22 protein-coding genes and 1 pseudogene are annotated in these 22,564 nt (G+C 71.8%); 8 read left to right on the forward strand and 15 right to left on the reverse strand.

All coding sequences use genetic code 11. From position 1 onward, the window contains the following. Positions 1–473: 473 nt before the first annotated feature. Together AB0F10_RS22880 and AB0F10_RS22885 are read left to right on the forward strand one after the other, a co-directional pair. Positions 474–836, forward strand: coding sequence for a hypothetical protein (locus AB0F10_RS22880; protein WP_360628379.1), 363 nt, complete (start codon positions 474–476; stop codon positions 834–836). 186 nt (positions 837–1,022) lie between these two features. Continuing rightward, positions 1,023–2,078, forward strand: a complete 1,056-nt coding sequence (locus tag AB0F10_RS22885) for a hypothetical protein (protein ID WP_360628382.1) — start codon at positions 1,023–1,025, stop codon at positions 2,076–2,078. Between the two features lie 482 nt (positions 2,079–2,560). On the opposite strand, the gene AB0F10_RS22890 is transcribed toward AB0F10_RS22885, so the two are convergent. Further along, positions 2,561–2,767, reverse strand: a complete 207-nt coding sequence (locus AB0F10_RS22890; RefSeq protein ID WP_360628385.1) for a DUF5988 family protein — start codon at positions 2,765–2,767, stop codon at positions 2,561–2,563. 201 nt (positions 2,768–2,968) lie between these two features. Here AB0F10_RS22890 and AB0F10_RS22895 point away from each other — a divergent pair, with 201 nt between their 5' ends. Next, the gene (locus AB0F10_RS22895; RefSeq protein ID WP_360628388.1) at positions 2,969–4,495 is read left to right on the forward strand and encodes a hypothetical protein; all 1,527 of its coding nucleotides are present in this window, start codon (positions 2,969–2,971) and stop codon (positions 4,493–4,495) included. On the opposite strand, the gene AB0F10_RS22900 is transcribed toward AB0F10_RS22895, so the two are convergent. From AB0F10_RS22900 to AB0F10_RS22915, 4 genes are all read right to left on the reverse strand, one after another. Further along, positions 4,460–5,065, reverse strand: coding sequence for a phosphoesterase PA-phosphatase (locus AB0F10_RS22900; protein WP_360628391.1), 606 nt, complete (start codon positions 5,063–5,065; stop codon positions 4,460–4,462). The genes AB0F10_RS22895 and AB0F10_RS22900 overlap by 36 nt on opposite strands. Next, a complete protein-coding gene (locus AB0F10_RS22905; protein WP_360628394.1) occupies positions 5,062–6,261 on the reverse strand; it encodes an MAB_1171c family putative transporter in 1,200 nt (399 codons plus the stop codon). Before AB0F10_RS22905 ends, AB0F10_RS22900 begins: the two co-directional genes overlap by 4 nt. A 7-nt stretch (positions 6,262–6,268) precedes the next feature. Beyond that, complete coding sequence (locus tag AB0F10_RS22910; protein ID WP_360628397.1) at positions 6,269–6,748, reverse strand: hypothetical protein; 480 nt, start codon at positions 6,746–6,748, stop codon at positions 6,269–6,271. Positions 6,749–6,889: 141 nt separating this feature from the next. Further along, on the reverse strand, positions 6,890–7,330 hold the full coding sequence (locus AB0F10_RS22915; RefSeq protein WP_360628400.1) for a helix-turn-helix domain-containing protein: 441 nt from the start codon (positions 7,328–7,330) through the stop codon (positions 6,890–6,892). Positions 7,331–7,651: 321 nt separating this feature from the next. Here AB0F10_RS22915 and AB0F10_RS22920 point away from each other — a divergent pair. After that, positions 7,652–7,873 (forward strand): annotated as a pseudogene (locus AB0F10_RS22920) (helix-turn-helix transcriptional regulator); the annotation flags it as partial. Positions 7,874–7,888: 15 nt separating this feature from the next. Here the strand turns inward: AB0F10_RS22920 and AB0F10_RS22925 are convergent. From AB0F10_RS22925 to ccrA, 7 genes are all read right to left on the reverse strand, one after another. Next, on the reverse strand, positions 7,889–9,040 hold the full coding sequence (locus AB0F10_RS22925) for a histidine kinase (RefSeq protein ID WP_360628403.1): 1,152 nt from the start codon (positions 9,038–9,040) through the stop codon (positions 7,889–7,891). 30 nt (positions 9,041–9,070) lie between these two features. Beyond that, entirely contained in the window at positions 9,071–9,208 is a 138-nt protein-coding gene (locus tag AB0F10_RS22930) for a hypothetical protein (RefSeq protein ID WP_360628406.1), read from the reverse strand. A gap of 3 nt (positions 9,209–9,211) precedes the next feature. After that, positions 9,212–9,505 (reverse strand): hypothetical protein, encoded by a 294-nt coding sequence (locus AB0F10_RS22935; protein WP_360628409.1) that lies wholly within the window; start codon positions 9,503–9,505, stop codon positions 9,212–9,214. 141 nt (positions 9,506–9,646) lie between these two features. Next, complete coding sequence (locus tag AB0F10_RS22940; protein WP_360628412.1) at positions 9,647–10,891, reverse strand: nucleotide sugar dehydrogenase; 1,245 nt, start codon at positions 10,889–10,891, stop codon at positions 9,647–9,649. A 27-nt stretch (positions 10,892–10,918) separates the two neighbouring features. After that, positions 10,919–11,629, reverse strand: coding sequence for a PIG-L deacetylase family protein (locus AB0F10_RS22945; protein WP_360628415.1), 711 nt, complete (start codon positions 11,627–11,629; stop codon positions 10,919–10,921). Then, a complete protein-coding gene (locus tag AB0F10_RS22950; RefSeq protein ID WP_360628418.1) occupies positions 11,626–12,846 on the reverse strand; it encodes a glycosyltransferase in 1,221 nt (406 codons plus the stop codon). The genes AB0F10_RS22945 and AB0F10_RS22950 overlap by 4 nt, the downstream gene beginning before the upstream one ends. 26 nt (positions 12,847–12,872) lie before the next feature. Further along, a complete protein-coding gene (ccrA, locus tag AB0F10_RS22955) occupies positions 12,873–14,117 on the reverse strand; it encodes a crotonyl-CoA carboxylase/reductase (protein ID WP_360628421.1) in 1,245 nt (414 codons plus the stop codon). 179 nt (positions 14,118–14,296) lie between these two features. On the opposite strand from ccrA, the gene AB0F10_RS22960 reads away from it, so the two are divergent. Beyond that, positions 14,297–14,593, forward strand: a complete 297-nt coding sequence (locus AB0F10_RS22960) for a hypothetical protein (protein WP_360628424.1) — start codon at positions 14,297–14,299, stop codon at positions 14,591–14,593. Positions 14,594–14,668: 75 nt separating this feature from the next. Here AB0F10_RS22960 and AB0F10_RS22965 read toward each other — a convergent pair whose 3' ends face one another. Together AB0F10_RS22965 and AB0F10_RS22970 are read right to left on the reverse strand one after the other, a co-directional pair. After that, positions 14,669–15,685 carry a hypothetical protein gene (locus tag AB0F10_RS22965; protein ID WP_360628427.1) on the reverse strand — a complete coding sequence of 339 codons (1,017 nt, stop codon included), beginning with the start codon at positions 15,683–15,685 and terminating at the stop codon, positions 14,669–14,671. Positions 15,686–15,792: 107 nt separating this feature from the next. Beyond that, positions 15,793–17,484 carry an MDR family MFS transporter gene (locus AB0F10_RS22970; RefSeq protein WP_360628430.1) on the reverse strand — a complete coding sequence of 564 codons (1,692 nt, stop codon included), beginning with the start codon at positions 17,482–17,484 and terminating at the stop codon, positions 15,793–15,795. Positions 17,485–17,675: 191 nt separating this feature from the next. Between AB0F10_RS22970 and AB0F10_RS22975 the strand changes: the two genes are divergently transcribed. From AB0F10_RS22975 to AB0F10_RS22985, 3 genes are all read left to right on the forward strand, one after another. Next, positions 17,676–19,322 carry an NAD(P)/FAD-dependent oxidoreductase gene (locus AB0F10_RS22975; RefSeq protein WP_360628433.1) on the forward strand — a complete coding sequence of 549 codons (1,647 nt, stop codon included), beginning with the start codon at positions 17,676–17,678 and terminating at the stop codon, positions 19,320–19,322. Positions 19,323–19,339: 17 nt separating this feature from the next. After that, positions 19,340–21,082: a fatty acyl-AMP ligase gene (locus AB0F10_RS22980; protein WP_360628436.1), complete on the forward strand. Its 1,743-nt coding sequence runs from the start codon at positions 19,340–19,342 to the stop codon at positions 21,080–21,082. A 125-nt stretch (positions 21,083–21,207) separates the two neighbouring features. After that, entirely contained in the window at positions 21,208–21,888 is a 681-nt protein-coding gene (locus tag AB0F10_RS22985) for a response regulator transcription factor (RefSeq protein ID WP_360628439.1), read from the forward strand. A 43-nt stretch (positions 21,889–21,931) separates the two neighbouring features. On the opposite strand, the gene AB0F10_RS22990 is transcribed toward AB0F10_RS22985, so the two are convergent. Next, on the reverse strand, positions 21,932–22,498 hold the full coding sequence (locus AB0F10_RS22990) for a hypothetical protein (protein ID WP_360628442.1): 567 nt from the start codon (positions 22,496–22,498) through the stop codon (positions 21,932–21,934). Positions 22,499–22,564 lie beyond the last annotated feature (66 nt).

Genomic DNA, 22,564 nt, shown 5'->3' on the forward strand with positions numbered 1-22,564 from the left:
CCGCGCGGGGCCGCCCCCCCCCCCCCCCCCCAGGGGGGGGGCGGGCGGGGGGGGGGGGGGGGGGGGCCCCCCCCCCCCCCCCCCCGGCGGGATCCGGCACCCATCCGGCTGGGCAGTGAGCAATTCACCTGGCCGCGGGCCAAAGGTGTGTCAGCCGGGCGCTGCCACCCCGGCCACGTTGAAAGGCTGGTCGCGGTCGCTGTCAGGGGCGCCGGACGTCGTACTCGGACAGGCCGCCGAGCTTCCGGACCAGCGCCTGACGGGTGAACCGGAGTTCGTCGTGCAGCCAGTCCTTCGCGAAGTCATCGATCACGGAGAACGAGCCTGTCATGCGGCGGCAAGCAAGCAGCTCCGATCACGTTCGGCCACGCCGTCTGCCGGGTGCCCGCCGAGACGTTCGAGGCGGCGCGGCTCGGCGCGGCCGCCGTCGAGGTCGGTGTCCTCCTTTGCGGGCCCTAGCTGGGTGAGTAGCGATGCTCATTGCGCTGACCTGGGAAAACGGTCAGGATGCCCGGGTGCAGATCGTGCGTTGGTTCGTCGGCAGCAGGCTCTCGCGGATCTACCTGGGCCTGGTCGCCGCCGCGACCGTGTTCGCCTCGGTGCCGTCCCTGGCGCGCTACGCGCAGGACGGGTCGGGCTACAGCCACCCCGACGTCCTCCCGACCGCGTTGTCCCTGCCCGGGTCGATCCCGGTGTCGATGCTGTTCGAGCGCCTCACGGGCGGCCAGTGGCTCGCCGTTGAGGGCGTTCAGTGGCTGTGGTGGGCTGCGTCGCCGGAGGCGCGCTCATCAACGCCGCGGCCATCAACGGTGTGGTGGCGGTGGCGAAACGGTTGAAAGCGAAATTCAGGTCATCATCCCCTGCCGCCACCGAGCGTTGAACCTCGGAGATCGTCAGGTGGATGAGGTTCGGCCGAAAGGCGGCCACCAGGCCCGATGCGGCCACTGCCCAGACCCGTTCGGGCCCGTTGACGGACTCACCTACTGGCCCGTTGAGGGCCGGCCCGTCCTAGGCTCCTGCAAATGATCAAGTTGTGGTGCCGGGCCGCCTGGAGTGCCGCGGCACTCGCGGCCGGCGGGGTACTCACCCTGGTCGCCGCCGGCTGCGCGGGCCAGGTGACCGGTGCGGGGCCCGCGGGCGCGCAGATGTCCGGGTCGGCCGAACCCGCGCCGGATCCGCGGCCATCCAATGCGCCACGGATCCACCCGCGCTGGGGCTCGTGTGCCGGCGAACCGTCCATGCGGAATCAGAACGGTGACAGCGACGACGTGACGTCGCTGCGTCTCATCGGCACCTTCCGCCCGGTGGCCGCCGTCATGTGCGGGGAGGCGACGCGGCGCCGGCCCGACGGTGGTACCGACGGGATCGGCGTCGAGGACCGCGCCGACGACGTGGCAGCCCTGCTCGCCGCGCTGCGCCTGCCCGACGCGCCGCCGCCGTCACCGGAGCCGTCCGCCGACGACCTGTCGCCGGACATGATCTGCACCGCCGATGGTTACGCCCAGCCGCGGCTGGTGCTGCTCGACGGCCGGGGCCGATGGGTGCGTCCCGGCATTCCCCGCGACGACTGCGGCAAGCCCCGCGCCGAGGTCTCGGCGGCCATGGAGAAGCTGCGGTGGACGCGTACCGCCACTCGGGTACTCCAGGAGATCGAGTCGGCGGAGGCCGCCGCGAGCGGATGCGATCAGGTCTTCACCGACATGGTCTGGTTCACCGGCTTCTACCCGCCCGCGCAGCAGGGTGATCTCGCCCCGCTGGCCGACGACGCCGCATCGGTGCGGCTGTGCATCTACCGGGTGAAGGAGCGCGAGCCGGACAACGACAAGCCGCAGGGCGACTTCGTCTCCGGCGGTCTGCTGCCGCCCGCCCGGTGGGCTGCCGTCAAGCGAGCGGTCCGGGCCTCCGGAGAGGCCGGAACATGCACCACCCCGGCGAACCGGTTCGCCCGGCTGGAAACTCCCCAGGGCGACATCTACGTGGAACTCGACGGCTGCCGGCGCCTCGTCGCCCCGGGCGTCAGCTCCGATGCGCTCCGGCAGGCACCCGCGGCCCTGCCCGCACTACTCACCAAGCCATAAGTCATCGTGCGGGCCTGCCGTTGTGCCCTCGGCCACCTGCGAGGCCAGAGCCGCTTCAGAGCTCCACCTCGCCGGCGATCCGTCCGCCCTGGCCTCGGAATGGATCCTGACCAGCTCGGCCAGGCCAGCGACCCGGACGCCGAAAGACGGGTCGTCGACCGCCATCCGCGACGCTTGACGAATTTCCGGATCCATTCTCAGTCCAGAACCCCCATCCCTCGGCAGCTCTCGCTGATACTGATCGATTCAAAACGCGGGTCCAGGAGTCGATGGCGCCTTGGTCACCACCACGAAGCCGCCATCATCCGGCTGGCTGAAAGGCTTCAGGAGATTGTCGTCGCTCAGCGCGCGAAGGTCGAAACTCTTCGCCCTGGGTGCGCACCAGCGGCGCCGCAACGTAACACAGTTGATCAATGGCTCGCCGAAAGGGCCGCCGACCAGGATTCGCCTGGCGGCGGCCCTTTCGGATCGTCAGGAGGCCCCTACTCGGCCACCCGGGTCCGGGCGGTCCAGGCGTATACCGAATGCTTTTCATCTTTGCCGGATTCGCGGCGCTCGAAATGCTCGTGGCCGGTGCCGTGCCGGATCTTGATCTTCGAATCGCCGGCCGGCACGCGGCGCACCCGCTCGGTGGCCGGAAAGTCTTCGGGTCCGCCTTCGAGGATCGCGTCGATCAGGTGTTCTTCCATCGTCTCACTCCCGCTTCTGGCGTCGCTTGTGACCTGAAGCTATGGCCTGCGGGCGGCCCGGATAACCCGTGCCAACCCCTAAGTCGCATTCCTGCGGACTGATGTCAATTTCCCGATCGATACCGGTCGAAGGCTCCCGACCCGCAAGCGACGTCGATATCATCCCTGCTTTGTGTCTCTATCGGAGATAACGGGGGATTCATGTCGAAGGACTACTTCGTCAACACAGCGACGGGTGCGCTCGACGGGCTGCTGGCGGCCATCGTCGACGACACCAGCAGCCGGCTCTCACTGTCCTGGTACGACACCGCCCGGGTCCTGTCGCTCTGGTCCCGGCGCCCCGGCGGGATGCCCGGGCGCCTCGCCGACGCCGCGACCGGTGCCCTGATCGCAGGCCAGAACCCCGACGGCAGCTGGGGTTACCCGCAGGCCGCGGTCACCTACCGGCTGGCGCCCACGATGGCGGCGGTGAAGACGCTGTCCGAACTGGGCCGGGCCGTTCCCGCGTCGCGCGGGCTGGCCTTCCTGGCACGGCATCTGGAGTATTTCGCGCCGGAGCGGCAGCCGGACACGGTCGCCGTCGAGCTGATCCAGCCGGACCTGCTCGAGGCGCTGGTCGCCGACGGCGCCACCGTGCTGATGCCGGCCCTGGACCGGCAGCGCGAATGGCTGGTCCGCCTGCACGACCTGCGCCGGCGGGCGGTGGCCGGCGAGAGGCTGCCGCTGCCGCTCTGGCACTCGCTCGAGGTGCTCGGGCCGGCCGCGATCGGCCTGCCGGGCCTGAGCGGCGGCGCGATGACCTGCTCCCCGGCCGCCACCGCGGCGCTGCTGGCCTGGTCGCCGGCCCCGCTCGCGGACGCCGAGGCGTTCCTCACCGCGGAGGCGGCGCGCTACGACGGCGGCTGGCCGACGGTCGCGCCGGTGCGGTTCTTCGAGGGCGCCTGGGTGGTGGGCGCGATGGCGCAGGGCGCGGCGCCGATCGGGCCGCGCCTGGCCGGCCGGCTGCGGGCGTGGCTGACGACGTCGCTGCGCCCGGAGGGCGCGATCCCGGGGCCCGGCCTGCCGCCGGACGCCGACGACACCGCCCGGATCCTGTACGCCCTCAGCAGCCTGGGCGCCCGGCCGGACCTGAGCCTGCTCGACCGCTACGAGCGCGACGACCGGTACACCACCTTCTCGGTCGAGCGCACCGCGTCCATCTCGACGAACGCGCACGTGCTGCGCGCCGTCCGGGGCGACGAGCGCCGCTCGGCGGCCGCCCGGACGTACCTGTTCGACACCCAGAACCAGGACGGCTTCTGGGCCGACAAGTGGCACGCCTCGCCGTACTACGCGACCTCGGCGTCGGTGCTGGCGCTGGCCGGCGACCCCGCGGCGACCGACCGGGTACGCCGGACCGCGGCGTGGCTGGCCGGCTCGCAGCGCCCGGACGGCTCCTGGGGCGTCTGGCACGGCACCTACGAGGAGACCGCGTACGCGGTGCGGGCCCTGCTCGCGGCCGGCACCGCCGAGTCGGCCGAGGCCCTGCGCCGCGGCGCCGGATACCTGGCCGACGGGGTCCGCGACGGGCTGCCGCGCTCGGGCCGCGCGACGCTGTGGCACGGCAAGGAGCTGTACGAGCCGTGGCGGATCACGTCCGGCTACATCTACTCGGCCGTGCACGCCTGCGCCCGCGCCGGGCTGCTCGAAGCCTCAGCGCAGCGCCACGAAGACGCCCACCAGCGCTAGGCCCAGCGCGGCGCCGGCCAGCACCTGGGCGAGCGTGTGGTCGGCGAGCCGCACCCGGGCCCAGCCGATCACCGCGACCACCGGCAGCAGCAGCCACAGCACCGGCCCGTAGAGGACCACGAGGATTCCGGTGGTCATCATGGCCACCATCGCGTGCACCGAGATCTTCCAGAACCCGGTGACCGCGATGGTGGCCGCGGTCAGCACCAGCACGGTCGCGACGAACGCGATCAGGTCCCGCGGCGCGTCGAACACGATCAGCACGACCAGGCCGGCCAGCACGGTGATGAGGCCGACCACGAACGGGATCCGGCGGTGCTCGCGGACGCCGATGTGCACGTCGGTGAGGGTGCGCCGGCGGACCCGGACGATCACATAGGTCAGCGGGGCGGCGCTGACGAACGCGATGGCCAGCAGCCCCCAGCCGAGGCCCGGCCAGATTCCGGCCGCGTGCACCGGGATCAGCAGCAACAGCAGGCTGACCAGCGCGGCCGGGGACAGCACATCGGTAATGGCCTTGGCTGCCCGGCGCAGCGGCGTGCGTTCGGCCGGAGGGGTCTCGACAGTCATGATCCAGTCCTCGCCGGCATAGTCGGCGGATTGTCGTTGAGCTGCCGGAAGGCGTCCGCGACCAGCTCCAGATAGCGGCTCTCGCTGGTCAGCCGGGCGTCGCCCTCCATCGGTTCGGGGGCCTCGCGATCCTGGCCGGCCGCCGGTTCGTGGGGCCGGTCGGCGGCGTGCAGCGCGGTGAACAGCTCGGCCGCGTCCACGGCGGCCCGCAGCCGGTCGCCGGTGAGCCGCCGGCCGACCGCGTCCTGCTCGATCCGGCGCACCGCCTCGGGGTCGCTGTGCGCCCGCAGGATGAGCTGCGCGTCACGGATCTCGATGACCCGGCGGTAGAGCCGGATGCCGATCTCGCCGCGCCGGTAGCTGCCGGTCATCGCCTGCTCGCTGGTGAGCGCCACCTCGGGCACGGCGTTGTGCAGCGTGTCCCAGAGCGCGGCCAGGCGGTGGTAGCTGAGCAGCTGCCGGCCGCGCCGCCAGGGCAGGGCAGCGTACTTGCCCCAGAGCGGCAGGGTCGCGCCGATCGCCACCAGGATGCCGGAGATGCCGGCCAGCACGGCCGAGATGGTCGACTCGTCGCCGCCGGTCCAGTGCGCGAAGCCGCCGAACAGCAGGGCCACCCGGTAGACGAAGTAGAAGATGCCGAACACGGCGCCGGCGCTGACCACCCGCATCCCGGCCCGCAGCGCGCCCTCGGCGTAGCGGGCGTAGCGGATCGAGAAGGTCAGCAGGTCGGTCAGGGCGAGGCTGAGGTAGCCGAGGTAGAACAGCTCGTAGATGACGATCGGCGGGTAGCCGGGGTGGCCGCTGACGAAGTTCGGGTCCTCTTTGGTGTGCGCGCTCAGCAGCGCGACCGTCATGCCGGTCAGCGCGACGGCGAGCACGATCAGCCGCAGCCGGACCCGGGGCCACGCCTCGGCGGCGGTGTGCGCCAGGTAGAGCATCATCGCCTGCAGCGCGCCCGCGCTGATCAGGGTGAGCGCGTTGCCGATCAGGCGACCGGCGTTGGGGACGCCGAGGGCCGCGCTGACCGCCGGGGTGACCGGCGGGGCGGTGACGATGAAGGCCAGGCCGAAGGTGCCGAGCATGACGCAGAGGGCGCGCAGCGCGGGCCGGTCCGGATTGCGCACCGCGTGGGGCAGCTTCAGGAAGCAGGTGAGCAGCCCGGCCAGCCCGGCCGCGACCATGATGATCGTCGCCATCGCTACCTCACTCGCTGAAGGTCGACCGCAGGCGGTCCAGCTCCGGCGCCAGGTCGGCGTCGACCGGGTTGTCCGACGGCCGGCGGTCGGCCACCCGCTCGAGCAGCAGGGTGGCGAACAGCTCGGCCTCCTGCTCCTCGATGTCGGTGTAGGCGCCCCGGTTGAGCAGGCTGCGCACCATGGCCGGGTCGAGGTCGGGCATCAGCACCCGGGTGACGTCCTCGCCGAGGGCGGTCCCGCCCTGGTGGCGGCACAGCATGTGGCCGACCTCGTGCAGCACGATGTGTTCCTCGTGCAGCGGCGCGGTCCGCGCGTAGACGATGACGTCCACATCGGCCAGCCGCAGCCACATGCCGCAGGCGACGCCCGGCACGTAGTCGCTGGACCGCAGGATGATCCGGCGGCCCCGCCGGGCCTCGAGCTTGATCAGGAACGCGTCCAGGGTGAACGGATCGGGCACATCCCCGGCCTCCAGCAGGGAATGCACATGCCGGTCGCAACGACGACGTAATTCTCGATACCGCACGTCAGCTACCCTAACCGGTAGAATCGAGCTTTCCTCGGACGTGATCAGTCGGCGGCAGAGCCGGGGGGTCTGCCCTTCCACGATACGGTGATCCATCCACGGTCATCCATTCGTGTCGTCTCCCGGACGCTCGGCACCGCCGGCGCCCCGGATGTTGCCCACCTCGCGCACGATCTGTGCGATCGAGCGGCGGGTCGCCTCGTCCATGGACATGGTGCGCAGCGCGATGTCGCGGACCGAGGCGTCCCGCAGGGCGATGGCGAGCTCGATCTGCTCGTCGATCCGCGCGGCGGCCTCGTCGTCGAAGAAGTAGCCGACCGGCACGCCGAAGAACGCGGCCAGCGCCTCGAGGTGCCGCTTGGTGGGGTTCTCCCGCAGCCCGGAGCGCAGCTGCCAGACGTACGTCTTGGAGAAGGTCCCGCCGATGGCCTCGCAGCCCTTCGCGACCTCGTCGTAGGTGAACTCCCGGCCCTTGGGTTTCACCGTCTTGAACAGTTTGTCGATGCGTTGTGCGAGCGATCCAGTCCCTGCGCCGGCCGTCACGGCAATCACCTCGTTCGCCGACGTGAGCTCTAACTTGGCGATGACACTACAACAGTTGACGCTACTCACAACAGTCGCTATCGTCATCGATGTCGTCAGCTGAGATGAATAAGCTGTGACAAACGGCGATCACACTCAACACAGTGGACGGTCGACCGGCCGGCAGCACGGGGGCGCCGGACGCTGGCCGCCATGAGCGCCGCGCACACCGCAATCACCGAGCATCACGGGGGAAAGTGAATGCGTTCAGAATCGGCATTAGTCATGATCAAAGCCGCCGAGGCGGGCACCGGATCCACGTCGGAGCCCGGCTCGGCGGCCGTGACCATCCTCAGTGAAGCCGAGCGGCGGGTTGCCGCACTGGCCTCGCGCGGTTACACCAACCGCGACATCGCCGCCCGGCTCTACCTGACGGTCAGCACGGTCGAGCAGCACCTCACCCGGGCCTACCGCAAGCTGCAGGTCAGCCGGCGCCGGGACCTGCCGACCGAGCTGGACAATTGTCGGCCCACGGACCTGCGGTATTCGCTGTCGCACGCCTGAGGGCGCAGGGGCGGGTCACTCCGGAACCTCGGCGGTGACCCGCCAGCCCCCGCCCGCACCCGCCTCGCTCTCCCCCGCGGTCAGGGTGCCGCCGACCAGCGCCAGCCGCTCGCGCATGCCCGTCAGGCCGTAGCCGGACGGGCCCTCCGCACGTGGTGGCACCCGCTGCGGGCGGCCGTTGACGACGTCCAGGCGGATCCGCTCGCCGGCGAAGTCGAGCGTCACCGCGACCGGCTCGCCCGGGGCGTGCTTGGCCGCGTTGGTCAGCGCCTCGCGCAGCGTCCGGACCAGGGACACGGTCGCCGTCGTCGAGGCCCGCCGCGGCTCGGACACCACGGTCAGCTCGATCGCGGTCTGATGGTCCCGGCCGAACACCTCGACCAGTTCCGCCGCCGCGTCCGGCAGCGAGGGCACGTCGCCGCGCAGCGCCGCCACCGCGTTCCGCGCCTCCACCAGGCCCTCCTCGGCGAGCCGGTTCGAGCGCCGGACCCGGTCCAGGGCGCCGGCCGCGTCGCCCTTCTCGGACAGCAGCGCCTCGGCGACCTTCAGCTGCATGCCCAGCGCACCCAGCGAGTGCGCCAGCACGTCGTGCATCTCGCGGGCGATCCGGGCCCGCTCGTCCAGGGCCGCGGCCCGCGCCTTCTCCTGCTGGGCCAGCTCGGTCTGCCGAAGCAGCTCCTCGGCCTGATCGGTACGCAGCGCGTACTGCCGGCGGTGCAGGCCGAGCAGGGTGACCAGCAGGATCAGGCCGGGATAGCCGAGGGCGTCCTGCCAGGGGTGCCCGGTAGCCAGATAGGCGATCGCGCTGCCGGCCACGACCCCGCCGACCACCACCACGATCGCGGTGCCGCTCGGGGTGGTCAGCGAGGCGAACCGGCTGAGCACCACGCAGATGATCACCAGAGCGGTCGGGTCGTCCGCGACGCCGACCACGAACACCGGCAGGACACCGCTCACCGCCAGGGCGGCGTTCGCGAGCCGCCGGTGCCACGGGTCGGCCACGATGAAGGTCAGCCAGGCGAGCACCGAGACGGCGTAGACGGCCCAGACCCCGAGCGTGTTCTCGCGGGCGGTGAAGAGCGTGAGCAGCAGCACCGCCGTGCCGAGCAGCTGGACCACCAGCCAGCTCGGCGCCATCCGGTCCACGAAATGCCATCGTGTGCTCATGGCGGGGAACTCTATTTCCTCCCGGTGCCGCTACTTCCGGTTGACCACCCGGTAGATCAGGACCATCAGGAGGATCACCACGATCACGGCCAGCACCACGATGCCGATCTTCCAGAGCAGGTCCACGAACAGGTGGTGCAGCAGCTCGTCGCTGTCCATCGCGTACATCGGTCACCGCCGCCGGTTGCGGTCGTCGAGCGAGTTCAGCACGGCGCGCAGGATCGTGGAGAGGATCCCGCCGCGGCGGCCGCCGGACCGGTAGTCGCCCCGGCGGTCCAGATAGGCGCGAGCCGCCGGGGCGACGTACTCGCCGTACTTGCGGGCGTCGTCCAGCCGGCCGCGCTTCTTCAGCACGACCAGCACGGTGAACGCCACCAGCACCAGCACCGCGACGCCGGCGACCAGCAGCGCGAACCGGATCAACAGCAGGGTCATCAGGCTGTCGCTGTCCAGCGCGACCAACATGGTAGCTCCTCTCGGACCGCTTCTCGCGGAAGGTGAACCGAAGTTATCGGCCGGGTCGCGGTGCCCGGCACCTGCGCAGGGTGGAGAGAGCGGGTGGAGATCCGCGTCCTCGGCTCTCCACCCGCCCGGTCCTGCCGCCGCTCAGAGGCGGCCGGCCGCCGCCGGGACCTTGCCGGTGGTGTCGAACACCGTCCTGGCACCGCCGATCACCGCCGGCTCGTACTCGCGGTGGCGCTGGAGCACGACCGTCATGTCCGCCTCGGCCAGCGCGGCGGCCAGGTCCGGCTCGCGTTCGATGTGGCCGCCCGGCCAGGACAGCTCCGCCGCGTACGGGTCGTGGAAGCGCACCCGCACCCCGCGCTCCTGCAACGCCCGCGCGATCGGCCCGGCCGGGGTGTGCCGGACGTCGGCCGTGTCGGCCTTGTAGGTCACGCCGAGCAGCAGCACCGTCGCGGCGACCGCGGACCGGCCGCCGGCCTCGAGCTCCTTGCAGATCCGGTCGGCGACCCAGAGCGGCTGACCCTCGTTGATCTCGTTCGCGGTCTCCGCCATCCGGAACGGCCGGCCCAGCGAGGCGGCCGCGTGCACCAGGTACATCGGATCCGCCGGGATGCAGTGCCCGCCGACCCCCGCGCCCGGCCAGAACGGTGCGAACCCGTACGGCTTGGTCGAGGCCGCGTGGATGGTGTCCCAGACGTCGATGTCCATCGCCCAGCAGATCTGCGAGAACTCGTTCGCCAGCGCCGTGTTGACCTGGCGGTAGGTGTTCTCCAGGATCTTCGCGGCCTCCGCCTCGCGCATGCTCTTGGTCAGGTGGACGGTGCCGACCTGCTCGTACAGGGCGGCGGCCCGGTCGCGGCAGGCGGCGGTGAGGCCGCCGACCACGCGCGGGGTGTTGGCCACGCCGAACGTCGCGTTGCCCGGGTCGATCCGCTCCGGCGAGTACGCCAGGTTGAAGTCGACGCCCGCCCTGAGACCGGTCTCCTCCAGCACCGGCTGCACCAGGCCGTCGGTGGTGCCCGGGTGGGTCGTCGACTCGACCACCACGAGCTGGCCGCGGCGCAGGTTGTCGCGGACCGCCCGGGTCGCGCTCAGCAGCGGTTCCAGGTTGGGCGTGCCGTTGTCCACCGGGGTCGGCGCGCAGACCAGGATCACGTCGCACCCGCCCAGCACCGCGGGGTCGGTCGAGGCCCGCAGGTCCGGCCCGAGCGCGCGGAGTTCCTCGTCGGTCACCGTGTCGACAGGCGAACGACCCGCGTTCACCTTGTCCACCCGGCGGTAGTCGATGTCGTAGCCCCAGACCCGGTTGCCCACCCGGGCCAGGGCCACGGCCATCGGCAGGCCGGCGTAGCCGATGCCCACCATGCCTATGCGTTGCTCTGCCACAATCGTCACCTTCACCAGAAGAGCCGGTCAGTAGGCCAGCCGGTACGGAACAAAGCTCTCGGCGTACCGGGTGTCGATGGACGCTCCCGCCGCCGCGTCGATCCGCTCGACCTGATCGATCGAGCGCGGGCCGGACGCCCGCATCTGCGTGCTGTAGGCGCGCAGCGCCTCCTCCTTGGCCGGCCACTGGTCCGAGGTGTCCACGTGCAGCCACCACGGCTCGGCCACCGCGCTCCAGCGGTCCTCGACGCCGCGGTAGCCGAGCACGATGCGCGGCGTCGGCTTGAGGCCGGCCGGATGCACCCGGGCGGCGGCGAAGCCGGCCCGGTACACGGCCTGATGGTCCTGGTGGTAGCCGCCGGCGGCCGGGATGATCAGCGCCACCGGGTCGACCGCCGCGAGCGACACCTCCTCGTGCCGTTCGATCAGGTCGACCAGGTCGCGCTGCCGCGCGGAGACGTCCTCCAGGCCGGTCTCGTCGATCCAGGCGACAACCTGATTGCGTACGCCGAGAGCCGCGCACGCCTTGGCGAACTCCTGTTCCCGCACGGCCGGGTCGCTCGCGCCGCCGTACATCCGGCCGCGCCGGACCGTCACGCACAGCACGTGCACCTCGATGCCGGTCGCCGCCAGCCGGGCGACGGTCCCGCCCGGCCCGATCGTCTCGTCGTCCGGGTGCGGCGCGACGACCAGCACCCGGTCGCACGGCCTGAGCCCGAGGACGTCGTCCGCTCTCACACCGCACCCGCCGCGGCGAGCTTCTCCAGGTGTGTGATGACCCCGCTCATCCCCGGCAGGCCGAGGATCCGGCGCTGGGCGGCCCGCACGTTCGCGATGATCCGCTCGTCGGTCAGCAGCCGCGAGCAGGCCGCCGCGATGCCCTCCGGGCTGACGTCGGTGACGTGCACGCCCAGGCCCAGCTCCTCGATCCGGGCCGCGTTGTGGTGCTGGTCGCTGTACTGCGGCAGCACCGCCATCGGCACGCCGGCCCGCATGCCCTCGCGGATGCTGTTGTATCCGCCGTGCGTGAGGAACACCTGCGCGCACTGCAGCAGCAGCGGCTGCGGCACCCAGTCGGCGATCTGCACGCCCGGCCCGGCCGCCATGTCCTCGGTGGGCAGGCCGCCGGTGGAGACGATGCCGTGGCAGTCGAGCCGGGACAGGCCGCCGATGATGGACGACAGCGTGACGGCCGGGTCGGCCATGCCGTCCGGCAGCGGGATGCCCATCATCTGCATGGCGAGCACGACCGGCAGCGAGGTGCCGACCGAGGCCAGCACGAGCGGCTTGTCGCCGGACAGGTTCGCGTACTCGGCCGGCAGGGTCTCGGTGCCGTCCACCGACAGCGGCTGGGCGTACTCGAACGGCTCGGGCAGGTCGAACGCCGCGAAGTTGTAGGCGTGCGGCAGGCAGCTGATCCGGCCGTACCGGTAGATCGAGAACTTGTCGTCCTGCTCCGGCAGCCCGAGCTCGGCCCGGCGCTGGTTGAGCAGCTGGGCGACGCCGTCCGGGTCGACCAGGTTGCCGGCGCCGGACGGCGCCGAGATGTGCGGCAGGCCGAGCTTCTCGGCGACCAGGCAGCCGGACAGCTCGCCGCCGTCGCGCAGGATGATGTCCGGCTGGAACGAGCGGGCCCGCTCCAGCACGACGTGGTAGGCGGTGGACACGTGCGGGCCGGCCGCGAAGCCGATCATCTGCATCCGGGTGTCGATGTTCTCGCCCGAGCCGAAGATCTCCGGGTCGAGCGCGTCGCGCATGGACCGGAGCTCCTTCATCGAGTCGACGAAGTCCGGCATGATCGGCTCGACCTGGGCGCCGCATTCGGCGTACACGTCCGCGAGGTGGGTGGGCAGGATGACCAGCACCTCGTGCCCGGCCTGAGCCAGGGCCCGGACCATCGGCAGGACGGCGCGGGCGTGGCCCTGTGATCCGGTTACGGTGGACAAAACGCGCATGGGAAGACCCTTCGAGACGTACGGGATCAGAGAGAGGTGAGTCCGGGGGCCGCGGCGTTGACCAGGGCCGCCAGGTTCCCCTTCGAGTGCGTGTTGTCGTGCAGCATCTGGTGCGCCTCGCCGATCTGCTCGAAGCCGCCGCACCAGGTGACGCAGGCGCTCAGCCGGCCCTCGGCCATCAGGCTGAGCACCTCGCGGTTCTCCCGGGTGCCGGAGGCGTGCGAGCCCTGCAGGCGCTTGCTGCGCATCCACAGGTAACGCAGGTCGAGGTCGCCGTTGTAGCCGCTGGTGCCGCCGCAGATCACGACCATGCCGCCGCTGTCGCAGACCATCATCGAGGTGGGCAGGGTGTCCTCGCCCGGGTGCTCGAGGACGACCCGGACGTTGCGGCGCTCGCCGAGGATCTCCCAGATCTTCTTGCCGAACCGGCGGGCCTCGGCGCTCCACGCGTCGCACGCCTGCTCGTCGTCGATGTCCGGCATCCGGCCCCAGTGCCGGAACTCGTTGCGGTCGATCGTGCCGGCCGCGCCGAGGTCCATGCACCACTGCGCCCGCTCGGGGCTGGACACCACGGCGATCGGGATGCCGCCGCGGATCCGGGTGATCTGGATGGCCGCCGAGCCGAGGCCGCCGGAGCCGCCCCAGATGAGCACCGGGTCGCCGGGCCGGACCTCGTTCGGCGCCCAGTGGGTGAGCTGGCGGTACGCGGTGGCGCCGGTGACCAGGAAGCTGCCCGCCTCCTCCCACGCCAGGTTGGCCGGCTTGGGGATGCACTGGTGTTCCTGCACGAGCGCGTACTGGGCGAACGAACCGTAGTTCGACTCGTAGCCCCAGGCGGTCATCGAGCGGCTGTGCAGCGGGTCGGCGCCGAGGCGGATGTCCGAATCGGACTCGTCGTACATCGCGCCGGAGGTGACCACCGGGTCACCGGGCTTGACGTGCCGCACACCCTCGCCGACCGCCCAGACGACGCCGGCGCCGTCGCTGCCACCGATGTGGAAGTCCTCGGTGGCGCCGTGCATCTTCTGCCGCATCGAGATCACGTCGAGCGGCTCGCCGAGCGACGCCCACACGTTGTTGTAGTTGATGCCGGCGGCCATCATGTAGACCAGCACTTCGCCGCGGCCCGGGCGCGGCACGTCGACGATCTCGGTGCGCATCGCGTCGGCCGGCCGGCCGAACCGCTCGCGCCGGATGACCGTGGCGTACATCTGCTCCGGGACCACGCCGAGCGGCGGGACCTCTCCGATTTCATACAGTGACTTGGACACGAACGCCCTCCTTGAAAAGCGGCGTCGATTGATTGGCGTGCGAACACGTCTGCTGAATTCAGCCCAAGTTATCGGCGCGGACGGCATTGCGAATCCCCTAGCCTCCCCTAGCCGGCGGCCTGCCCCTGTCTTGCCGATCAGCGGTCGACCGGGCCGGGAAAAGGCGCGACCATCGGGCCATGAGTATCGACGGAAAATGGCACATCGCGATCAACAGCCCGTTGGGGAAGCAGGAGGCGACCGCGCATTTCGAGACCTCCGGTGAGCGTCTCGAGGGCAAGGTGGACGGCGGCGCCGGCCGGATCAACGACATTCAGGAGGGCGTCGTCGACGGGGACCACCTGACGTTCAAGGTGCCGATGTCGACAATGCCGATCACGCTGGCGTTCGACGTGACCCGCGACGGCGACACGCTCGCCGGCAAGGCCGCGGCGGGCCCGTTCGGCAAGGTGAAGGTGTCCGGCCATCGGCTGTGACCCGGCACGGAAGACCGGCGCCCGGCAGGCTCACCCGCCGGGCGCCGGTCCCTTTTACCGGGAGCCGAGCCGTGCTCAGTCGACCAGCAGGCCGCACGCGGCAACGAGGGCCTGCTGCGCGGCGACCGACAACACGGCCCGGGTGTCCATCGGGGAGCCGGGAAAGATCCGGCCCGGCGCGAGGGCGCGGAAGACCTGGCCGATCGGGGCGACCCGGCAGGCCAGCCCGGCGAGGCGGGTCAGCTCGGCGCGGGTGTGCCCGTCCGTGGTCCACGGCTCCAGGTAGGCGTCGCGCAGCCGGGTCAGCACGGCCGGGGCGTCGGCGCCGAGGCGCTCGCGGACCACCCGGGCGACCACGGCCAGGCTGGCGAACGGCATGCCCACCGAGGCGGCGTCCCAGTCGTGGAAGACGTACCGGCCGCCGGGGCGGGTGAAGACCTGGCCGTCCTGCAGGTCGCCGTGATCGAGGGTCACCGGCACGCCGGAGCCGGCCAGCTCGGCGCACCAGCCGGCGTACCGGCCGCCGAGGCCGCCGATCGCGTCGTGCACGGCGTCGTCCACCCCGCCGGCCCGGGCGAGCAGCATCGCCATCCCGCCGGCCAGCAGCTGTGGCCGCCTGTCCGGTACGCCCAGGTCGAGCAGCGCGCCGGCCCGCGGGGCGAGGGTGCGCTGGAGTTCGGCGTACTGCTGCAGGGGTGCCACCCAGGTCTCCGGCCCGGTGGCGGCGCCGGCCAGCGTGCCTCCGCCGTCGGCGAACAGGGTCCACCCCCTGGCGGGCTCGACCGCGAGCGGGGCGAGCACCTGGCCCGGCACCCAGGCCGGCAGCGCGCCGGCCAGCGCGGCCTCGAACGCCGAGGCCGGCGCGTTGGCCTTGAACCAGGCGGTCGCGCCGTCCTCGATCCCGATGCCGGCCACCACCGACCAGGGCCGCAGCCGGACCCGCACGCCGGCCCGGCCGGCCGGCTCGTGGCCGGCCGCGCGCAGCCCGTCCTCGGCCCAGGTCAGCGCCGCGTCCCGCCAGCCCGGCTCGGACCAGGGTGTCAGCGCGTCGAAGCCGCCGGTGTCCGCGACGGGCTCGTCGACGATGGTCATGGCTTACCTCTTCTCCTCGAGATCGGGCCTTCTCACCGTGGCCCGGGCGGCAGCGCCCGGCGCAGGTCGACGGCCCGGATACCGCTGGCCCGAGGCCAGGTTCAAAATCACTCATATTCGGTGTCCGGCGCGCGGTGCCGGCCGAAGTACTCGGCGGGCTGAGCTGCCGGGACGATGCTCAGGTCCGGCGGCCGCATCGCCAGGGCGAGCACCGCGGCCAGGCACATCAGGACCGCGCCGACCACGAAGACGTGGCCCGCGGCGTCGTCGAAGGCGAGCCGGAACGCCCGGGCCAGCCGGTCGTCCATGGCGGCCAGGAAGGACGAGTCGGTCAGCGGCTCGCGGCCGCCGCGCAGCACGGTGAGGAACGGCCGGTTGGCCGGGTCACCGGTGACCGCCGGGTCACCGAGCAGGGCGGCCACCTCGGGCCGGGCCGCGACCCGGGTCACCGCCGCGGTCAGCGTGCCGGGCAGCAGGGCGAACAGCACCGACAGGTACGTCGCGACGCCGACCGCACCGGAGATCTCGCGGAAGAACATGGTCGTCGACGTGGCCACGCCGAGGTCCGCGCGCGGAACCGCGTTCTGGGCGGTCACGTTCAGCGAACGGGAGGTGCCGATGCCCACCCCGAAGGCGATCATGAGCAGCGCCATCACCCAGACCGGGGTGTCGATCGAGAGCCGGGCGCAGGCGATCAGGCCGAGCGCGGTGGCTATCGCGCCGACCGCGGGCAGCGCGCGCAGGCCGCCGCCGCGCTTGACCACCTTGCCGGAGACGATGACCGACACCAGCGTGCCGCCCATCATCGGCAGCATCATCAGGCCGGACGCGGTCGGCGACAGGCCGTGCACGACCTGCAGGTAGAGCGGGATGGTGGAGATGACGCCGAACATGCCGGCGCCGAACAGCGCGGTGATCGTCACCGAGAGCGTGAACGCCGGCAGCCGGAACAGCCGCAGCGGGATCAGCGCGTCGTCGCCCATCCGCGACTCGCAGACCAGGAACGCCACCAGGCCGAGCCCGCCGACCGCGTAGCAGGTCAGCGCCGAGGTGGAGGTCCAGCCGCGCTCGTGGCCCTGCTCGGCGACCAGCAGCAGCGGCACCGCGGTCGCGGTGATCAGCGCGGCGCCCCAGTGGTCGAGCCGGCGGGCCTTGCGGGCGCCCTCGGTGCGCAGCACCCGCAGCACGACGGCCAGCGCGACCGCGCCGACCGGGACGTTGAACAGGAAGATCCACCGCCAGCCGTCGATGCCGAGCAGCGTCTCGGTGGACGCGAACAGGCCGCCGACCAGCGGGCCGATCAGGCTGGCGGCGAGCCACGCCAGCAGCGTGTAGCCCTGGAACCGGGCCCGCTCGCGGGGCGGCACGAGGTCCGCGGTGATCGCGCTGGACACCGCGAGCAGGCCGCCCGCGCCGAGGCCCTGTATCGCCCGGAAGCCGGCAAGCTGGTAGATCGTGGTGGCGAACGTGCAGGCCAGCGAACCGACCACGAACACCGTGATGGCGACCGTGAACATCATCCGCCGGCCGTAGACATCGGACAGCTTGCCGTAGAGCGGCGTGGTCACCGTCGACGTGATCAGGAACGCGGTGGTCACCCAGGCCTGGACGCTGAGCCCGCCCAGATCGTCGGCGATCGTCTTGATCGACGCGCTCATCACCGTCTGGTCCAGCGCGGCCAGGAAGATCGCCGCGAGCAGGCCCGGCAGCACCGCCATCACCGCCCGGTGCCAGTCCTCCCGATCGGGCGGACCGGCCGGTGCGACCGCTACCGGCACCCTCGCGGTAGCCGTGGCCATCCGCCCTCCCCGTGTCGACCCGTCATCCGACCCTGACCACGGTCGCGCACCTCCGACGCGCGGGTAACCCCTTATTTATTCCGGCGGATCTTCGCGGCATCGCTGCGGCCGGTAGGGGTTACGCCATTCCCCCGGCAATTCCTACGTTGATCTGCAACGCGCGAACGGCCGTGCCTTCGAGGGGTTATCCCATGACGACTGTAGAACCGGCACCGATCACGATGCTCGTTCCCGACTTTCCATTCTCCTATGACGAATGGCTGCGACATCCGGCCGGCCTGGGCACCATTCCGGCCGACCGGCTCGGCACCCGGGTGGCGGTCGTCGGCGGCGGCATCGCGGGACTCACCGCGGCGTACGAATTGATGCGCCTCGGGCTGCGCCCGATCATCTACGAGGCCGAGCAGCTCGGCGGCCGGCTGCGCTCGACGGCGTTCCCCGGCGCACCGGGCGCGGTGGCCGAGATGGGCGCCATGCGGTTCCCGGTCTCGGCACGCTCGCTGTTCCACTACATCGACCTGGTCGGCCTGCCGACCCGGCCGTTCCCCAACCCGCTGTCCCCCGGCACCCCGGCGACGGTGGTCCATCTCAACGGCGACGTGCACCACGCGCGGACCGCCGAGGACCTGCCCGAGCCGTACCGGGAGGTGGCGGACGCCTGGGAGAAGACGCTCACCGAGCACGCCGAGCTGATCACGATGACCGCCGCGATCCGCGACCGGGACGTGCAGACGCTCAAGTCGGTGTGGAACCGGCTGGTCGGCGAGCTGGACGACACCTCGTTCTGGGGTTTCCTGTCGTCCAGCCCGGCCTTCCGCTCGTTCCGGCACCGGGAGATCTTCGGCCAGGTCGGGTTCGGCAGCGGCGGCTGGGACACCGACTTCCCCAACTCGGTGCTGGAGATCCTGCGGGTCGTCTACACCGGCGCGGACACCGATCACATGCTCATCCCGGGCGGCTGCCAGCAGCTGCCGCGCGGGCTGTGGCACCACCGGCCGGACCGCGCGGCGCACTGGCCGCGGGGCACCTCGCTGGCCGTGCTGCACGGCGAGCAGGGGCCCCGGCCTGCGGTCACCTCGCTGCGCCGCCGCGAGGGCGGCATCGAGGTACGCGACACCGGCGGCCGCGGCGAGGTGTTCCAGGCGGTGGTGTTCACGCCGCACGTGTGGACGATGCTGAACCGGATCGACTGCGACCCGTCGCTGCTGACCACGCAGCAGTGGACCGCGGTCGAGCGGACCCACTACATGGGCTCGTCCAAGCTGTTCGTGCGCACCGACCGGCCGTTCTGGCGCGACGTCGACCCGGCGACCGGCCGGGAGACCATGGGCATGACGCTGACCGACCGGATCGCCCGCGGCATGTACCTGTTCGACAACGGGCCGGACCAGCCGGGCGTCATGTGCCTGTCGTACACCTGGAACGACGACTCGCTGAAGGTGGCCACGCTGTCCGCGGCCGAGCGGCTCGAGGTCCTGCTGACCCGGCTGGCCGACACCTATCCCGGCGTGGACGTCCGCTCGCACATCGTGGGCGAGCCGGTCGCGGTGACCTGGGAGACCGAGCCCGCGTTCATGGGGGCGTTCCGCTCCAACCTGCCCGGCCAGTACCGCTACCAGCGCCGGCTGTTCACCCAGTTCATGGACTCGCCGGACGGGTTCTTCCTGTGCGGCGACGACGTGTCGTGGACGGCCGGCTTCGCCGAGGGGGCGATCACCACCGCGCTGAACGCGGTGTGGGGCGTCGTGCACCGGCTCGGCGGCACCGCCCCGGCCGGCAATCCCGGCCCCGGCGATCTGTTCGACCGGCTCGCGCCCGTCGAGCTGCCCTATTCCTGAGCCAGAGAGGCATTGAGATGACCGTGACCGCGCCCGACGTGCTTTCGTCCGCAACTCGGACCGTCATCGGGCAGCTGCGGCTGCGCGCGAAGAAGAACCCCGACCAACTGGCGTACGGCTTCCTGCGCGACGGCGAGGAGCTGGCCGAGACGCTGACCTTCCAGCAGGTGGAGGAGCAGGGCCGGGTGGTCGGCATGGCGCTGACCGCCCGGGGGCTGTCCGGCGGCGCCGCGGTGCTGCTCTGCCCGACCGGGCCGGACTTCGTCCGCGCGCTGGTCGGCTGCCTGTTCGCCCGGGTCGCCTGCGCGCCCGCGCAGGTGCCGAACCGGCTGAACGGCCTGGCCCGGATCCGGCGGATGGCCGACGACGCCGGCACCTCGATCGTGCTCACCACGGCCGAGGTGAAGGCCCGGCTGGAGGGCGACTTCGCCGGCACGCCCGAGCTGACCGGGCTGACCCTGATCGACACCGCGACGCTCACCACGCACGGCTATCTCGAACTGGAGGAGCCCGGCCCGCAGGACACCGCGCTGCTGCAGTACACCTCCGGGTCGACCGGCAGCCCCAAGGGCGTCGTCGTCACGCACGAGAACTTCCTGGCCAACGTGGCCGAGACGGACGAGCTCTACCCGTGCGACCCCGACGGCGTGGTGGTCTCCTGGCTGCCGCTGTTCCACGACATGGGCCTGCTGTTCGGGGCGATCCTGCCGCTGTGCACCGGCACCCCGGCGTACCTGATGGCGCCGGAGGCGTTCATCCGCCGGCCGGCGCGCTGGCTGGAGGCGCTGTCGCGGTTCCGCGGCACGCACGCGGCGGCGCCGAGCTTCGCGTACGACCTGTGCGTCGAGGCCGCGGCGCAGGGCAAGATCGGCGCCGACGTCGACCTGACGGCCTGGCGGTACGCGGCGAACGGCGCCGAGCCGGTGCGCTGGCGCACGGTGCAGGCGTTCGCCGACGCGATGGCGCCGTACGGCCTTTCCCGGACGGCGATGAGCCCCGGCTACGGCCTGGCCGAGAACACCCTCAAGGCCACCGGCAGCCGGCCGGACGAGAACCCGAAGGTGCTCTGGGTCGACTCGACGGCGCTGCGCCGGAACCTGGTCGTGCCGAGCGACGAGACGGACGGCCAGCCGCTGGTCAGCAACGGGGTGGCGGTCGGCGCGACCCGGATCGCGATCGTCGAGCCGGAGACCGGGCGGCGGCTGCCGGAACGCCGCATCGGCGAGATCTGGATCAGCGGCCCGTGCGTGGCCGGCGGGTACTTCCGGCGGCCGGCGGAGAGCGCCGCCACGTTCACGGCGCGGATCACCGACGCCGCCGACCAGCGCCCGTACCTGCGTACCGGAGATCTGGGTTTCCTGTCCGACGGCGAGCTGTACGTGACCGGCCGGCTTAAGGACGTGATCATCCGCAACGGCCGCAACTACTACCCGCAGGACCTCGAGCTGTCCGCCGAGATGTGCGCGCCCGCGCTGCGGCCCAACTGCGCGGCCGCGTTCTCGGTGGACGACGGCGAGCGGGAACGGCTGGTGGTGGTCGTCGAGGCGGACGGCCGGGCGTTGCGCGCGACGCCGCCGGAGACGCTGCGGGAGTCCATCTCGGCGGCGATCTACGAGGGTCAGCGGCTGCGCGCCGACGAGGTCGTCCTGATCCGGCGCGGCATGCTGCCGCGCACCACGAGCGGGAAGGTGCAGCGCCGCGCGGCGCGCGAGCGGTACCTGAACGGCGAGTTCGGCGGCGGTTCTCAGCCCCCCACGTGAGCTCGTGCCGCCCTCGCGAGGCGGCGCCCCCGGCAGGCCCCAGCCAACCCCCTGGCTGGGGCCTGGTGGCGTTCGGGGTCATTTGCGGCCGATAGGGTGGGTTACCGCAGAGGGAGGTGGCCGAAATGCAGCGCTCTGGGGCGGAGCGGATCCGCGTCCTGGTCGTCGACGACCAGGCGATCGTCCGGGAAGGACTGGTCGCGCTGGTCACGCTGATCGACGAGGTGGAGGTGGTCGGCCAGGCCGGCGACGGCGCCGAGGCGGTCCGGCTGGCCCGCGAGACGTCGCCGCACGTGGTGCTGATGGACCTGCGGATGCCGGTGCTCGACGGCGCCGAGGCGACCCGGCAGATCGTGGCGACCGACCCCGAGGCGAACGTCGTGGTGCTGTCCACCTATGCGGACAACGAATCGATCGCGGCGGCCATGCGGGCCGGGGCGCGCGGCTATCTGACCAAGGACGCGACCCGGGCGCAGATCACCGCGGCGATCCGGTCGGCCGCGGAGGGGCAGTCCACCTTCGACGCGACCGTGTCCCGGCGCCTGGTGGCGGCGCTGAGCGAGCCGCTGTCGCCCGCCGCGCCGGCCGCGCGCAGGAAGAACCTCCCGGACGGCCTGACCGCCCGGGAGGTGGAGGTGCTTTCGCTGATCACGGCGGGCCTGAGCAACGCGGAGATCGCCGCCGAGTTGTTCATCGGCGAGACCACCGTGAAGACGCACATCAACAACGCGTTCCTGAAGATCGGGGCGAAGAACCGGGTCGACGCGGTGCGTTACGCGTACCAGAACGACCTGGGCCGGCCCTGACCGCGGGGGACGGTCAGGGCCGGCTTGTTCCGGGGATTGGTCGTCAGCCGACGGTGACCTTGCCGCGGGCGTCGGCGCGGTCCCGCACGGTCGCCGCCGGGGTCCGCTCGAGGCGCCGCCAGCGGACCAGGCAGACCATCGTCCGGTAGCCCACCATGGTCATCGCCATCAGCACGAAGAACGCGGCGATGCCGTCCGAGTCGAGCCGCTGCTCGAGCATCCAGCGGCCGAACCTCTCGGCGAAGGCGTCCCAGTTCTCCAGGGCGAACAGGAATGCGGTGCGGGCGAGCAGCACGGCCAGCCAGATGCCGAGGTAGGCCCAGCCCGCCTTGGTGTAGATCCGCTGATTGCCGGCGTGCCGGTAGACCCGCATGACGCGCATCAGCAGAATGCCGATGACCGTTCCGGCGGCGATGCCCAGCGCGCCGGCCGTCACATTCGGGGTGGTGAATGCGGTGCGGTCGTAGGTGTCCCAGTACAGGTATCCGACGAACGCCATCGAGATGCCCCACTTGATCCAGCCGAACCGGTGCTTGCCGACCTGCGTGAGCAGGACAATGGCCAACAGAGCGCCACTGACCAGCAGCGCTTCCTGCATCGCGTCGCTCATGGTTCCTCCCGTGTCTTTGGTGGTTAGAATCTATTTCTCGAGGCCATTTCGGGCCTGGTCCGCCGG

Origin of the sequence: Actinoplanes sp. NPDC026623 (assembly GCF_040638275.1) — a bacterium.
Classification (GTDB): domain Bacteria; phylum Actinomycetota; class Actinomycetes; order Mycobacteriales; family Micromonosporaceae; genus Actinoplanes.

What these genes read in the sequence shown, in the direction of transcription:
- AB0F10_RS22880 (WP_360628379.1), top strand. Translation starts at nt 474, where the DNA reads ATGCTCATTGCGCTGACCTGGGAAAACGGTCAGGATGCCCGGGTGCAG.
- AB0F10_RS22885 (WP_360628382.1), top strand. Translation starts at nt 1,023, where the DNA reads ATGATCAAGTTGTGGTGCCGGGCCGCCTGGAGTGCCGCGGCACTCGCG.
- AB0F10_RS22890 (WP_360628385.1), bottom strand. Translation starts at nt 2,767, where the DNA reads ATGGAAGAACACCTGATCGACGCGATCCTCGAAGGCGGACCCGAAGAC.
- AB0F10_RS22895 (WP_360628388.1), top strand. Translation starts at nt 2,969, where the DNA reads ATGTCGAAGGACTACTTCGTCAACACAGCGACGGGTGCGCTCGACGGG.
- AB0F10_RS22900 (WP_360628391.1), bottom strand. Translation starts at nt 5,065, where the DNA reads ATGACTGTCGAGACCCCTCCGGCCGAACGCACGCCGCTGCGCCGGGCA.
- AB0F10_RS22905 (WP_360628394.1), bottom strand. Translation starts at nt 6,261, where the DNA reads ATGGCGACGATCATCATGGTCGCGGCCGGGCTGGCCGGGCTGCTCACC.
- AB0F10_RS22925 (WP_360628403.1), bottom strand. Translation starts at nt 9,040, where the DNA reads ATGAGCACACGATGGCATTTCGTGGACCGGATGGCGCCGAGCTGGCTG.
- AB0F10_RS22930 (WP_360628406.1), bottom strand. Translation starts at nt 9,208, where the DNA reads ATGTACGCGATGGACAGCGACGAGCTGCTGCACCACCTGTTCGTGGAC.
- AB0F10_RS22935 (WP_360628409.1), bottom strand. Translation starts at nt 9,505, where the DNA reads ATGTTGGTCGCGCTGGACAGCGACAGCCTGATGACCCTGCTGTTGATC.
- AB0F10_RS22950 (WP_360628418.1), bottom strand. Translation starts at nt 12,846, where the DNA reads ATGCGCGTTTTGTCCACCGTAACCGGATCACAGGGCCACGCCCGCGCC.
- AB0F10_RS22960 (WP_360628424.1), top strand. Translation starts at nt 14,297, where the DNA reads ATGAGTATCGACGGAAAATGGCACATCGCGATCAACAGCCCGTTGGGG.
- AB0F10_RS22965 (WP_360628427.1), bottom strand. Translation starts at nt 15,685, where the DNA reads ATGACCATCGTCGACGAGCCCGTCGCGGACACCGGCGGCTTCGACGCG.
- AB0F10_RS22970 (WP_360628430.1), bottom strand. Translation starts at nt 17,484, where the DNA reads ATGGCCACGGCTACCGCGAGGGTGCCGGTAGCGGTCGCACCGGCCGGT.
- AB0F10_RS22975 (WP_360628433.1), top strand. Translation starts at nt 17,676, where the DNA reads ATGACGACTGTAGAACCGGCACCGATCACGATGCTCGTTCCCGACTTT.
- AB0F10_RS22980 (WP_360628436.1), top strand. Translation starts at nt 19,340, where the DNA reads ATGACCGTGACCGCGCCCGACGTGCTTTCGTCCGCAACTCGGACCGTC.
- AB0F10_RS22985 (WP_360628439.1), top strand. Translation starts at nt 21,208, where the DNA reads ATGCAGCGCTCTGGGGCGGAGCGGATCCGCGTCCTGGTCGTCGACGAC.
- AB0F10_RS22990 (WP_360628442.1), bottom strand. Translation starts at nt 22,498, where the DNA reads ATGAGCGACGCGATGCAGGAAGCGCTGCTGGTCAGTGGCGCTCTGTTG.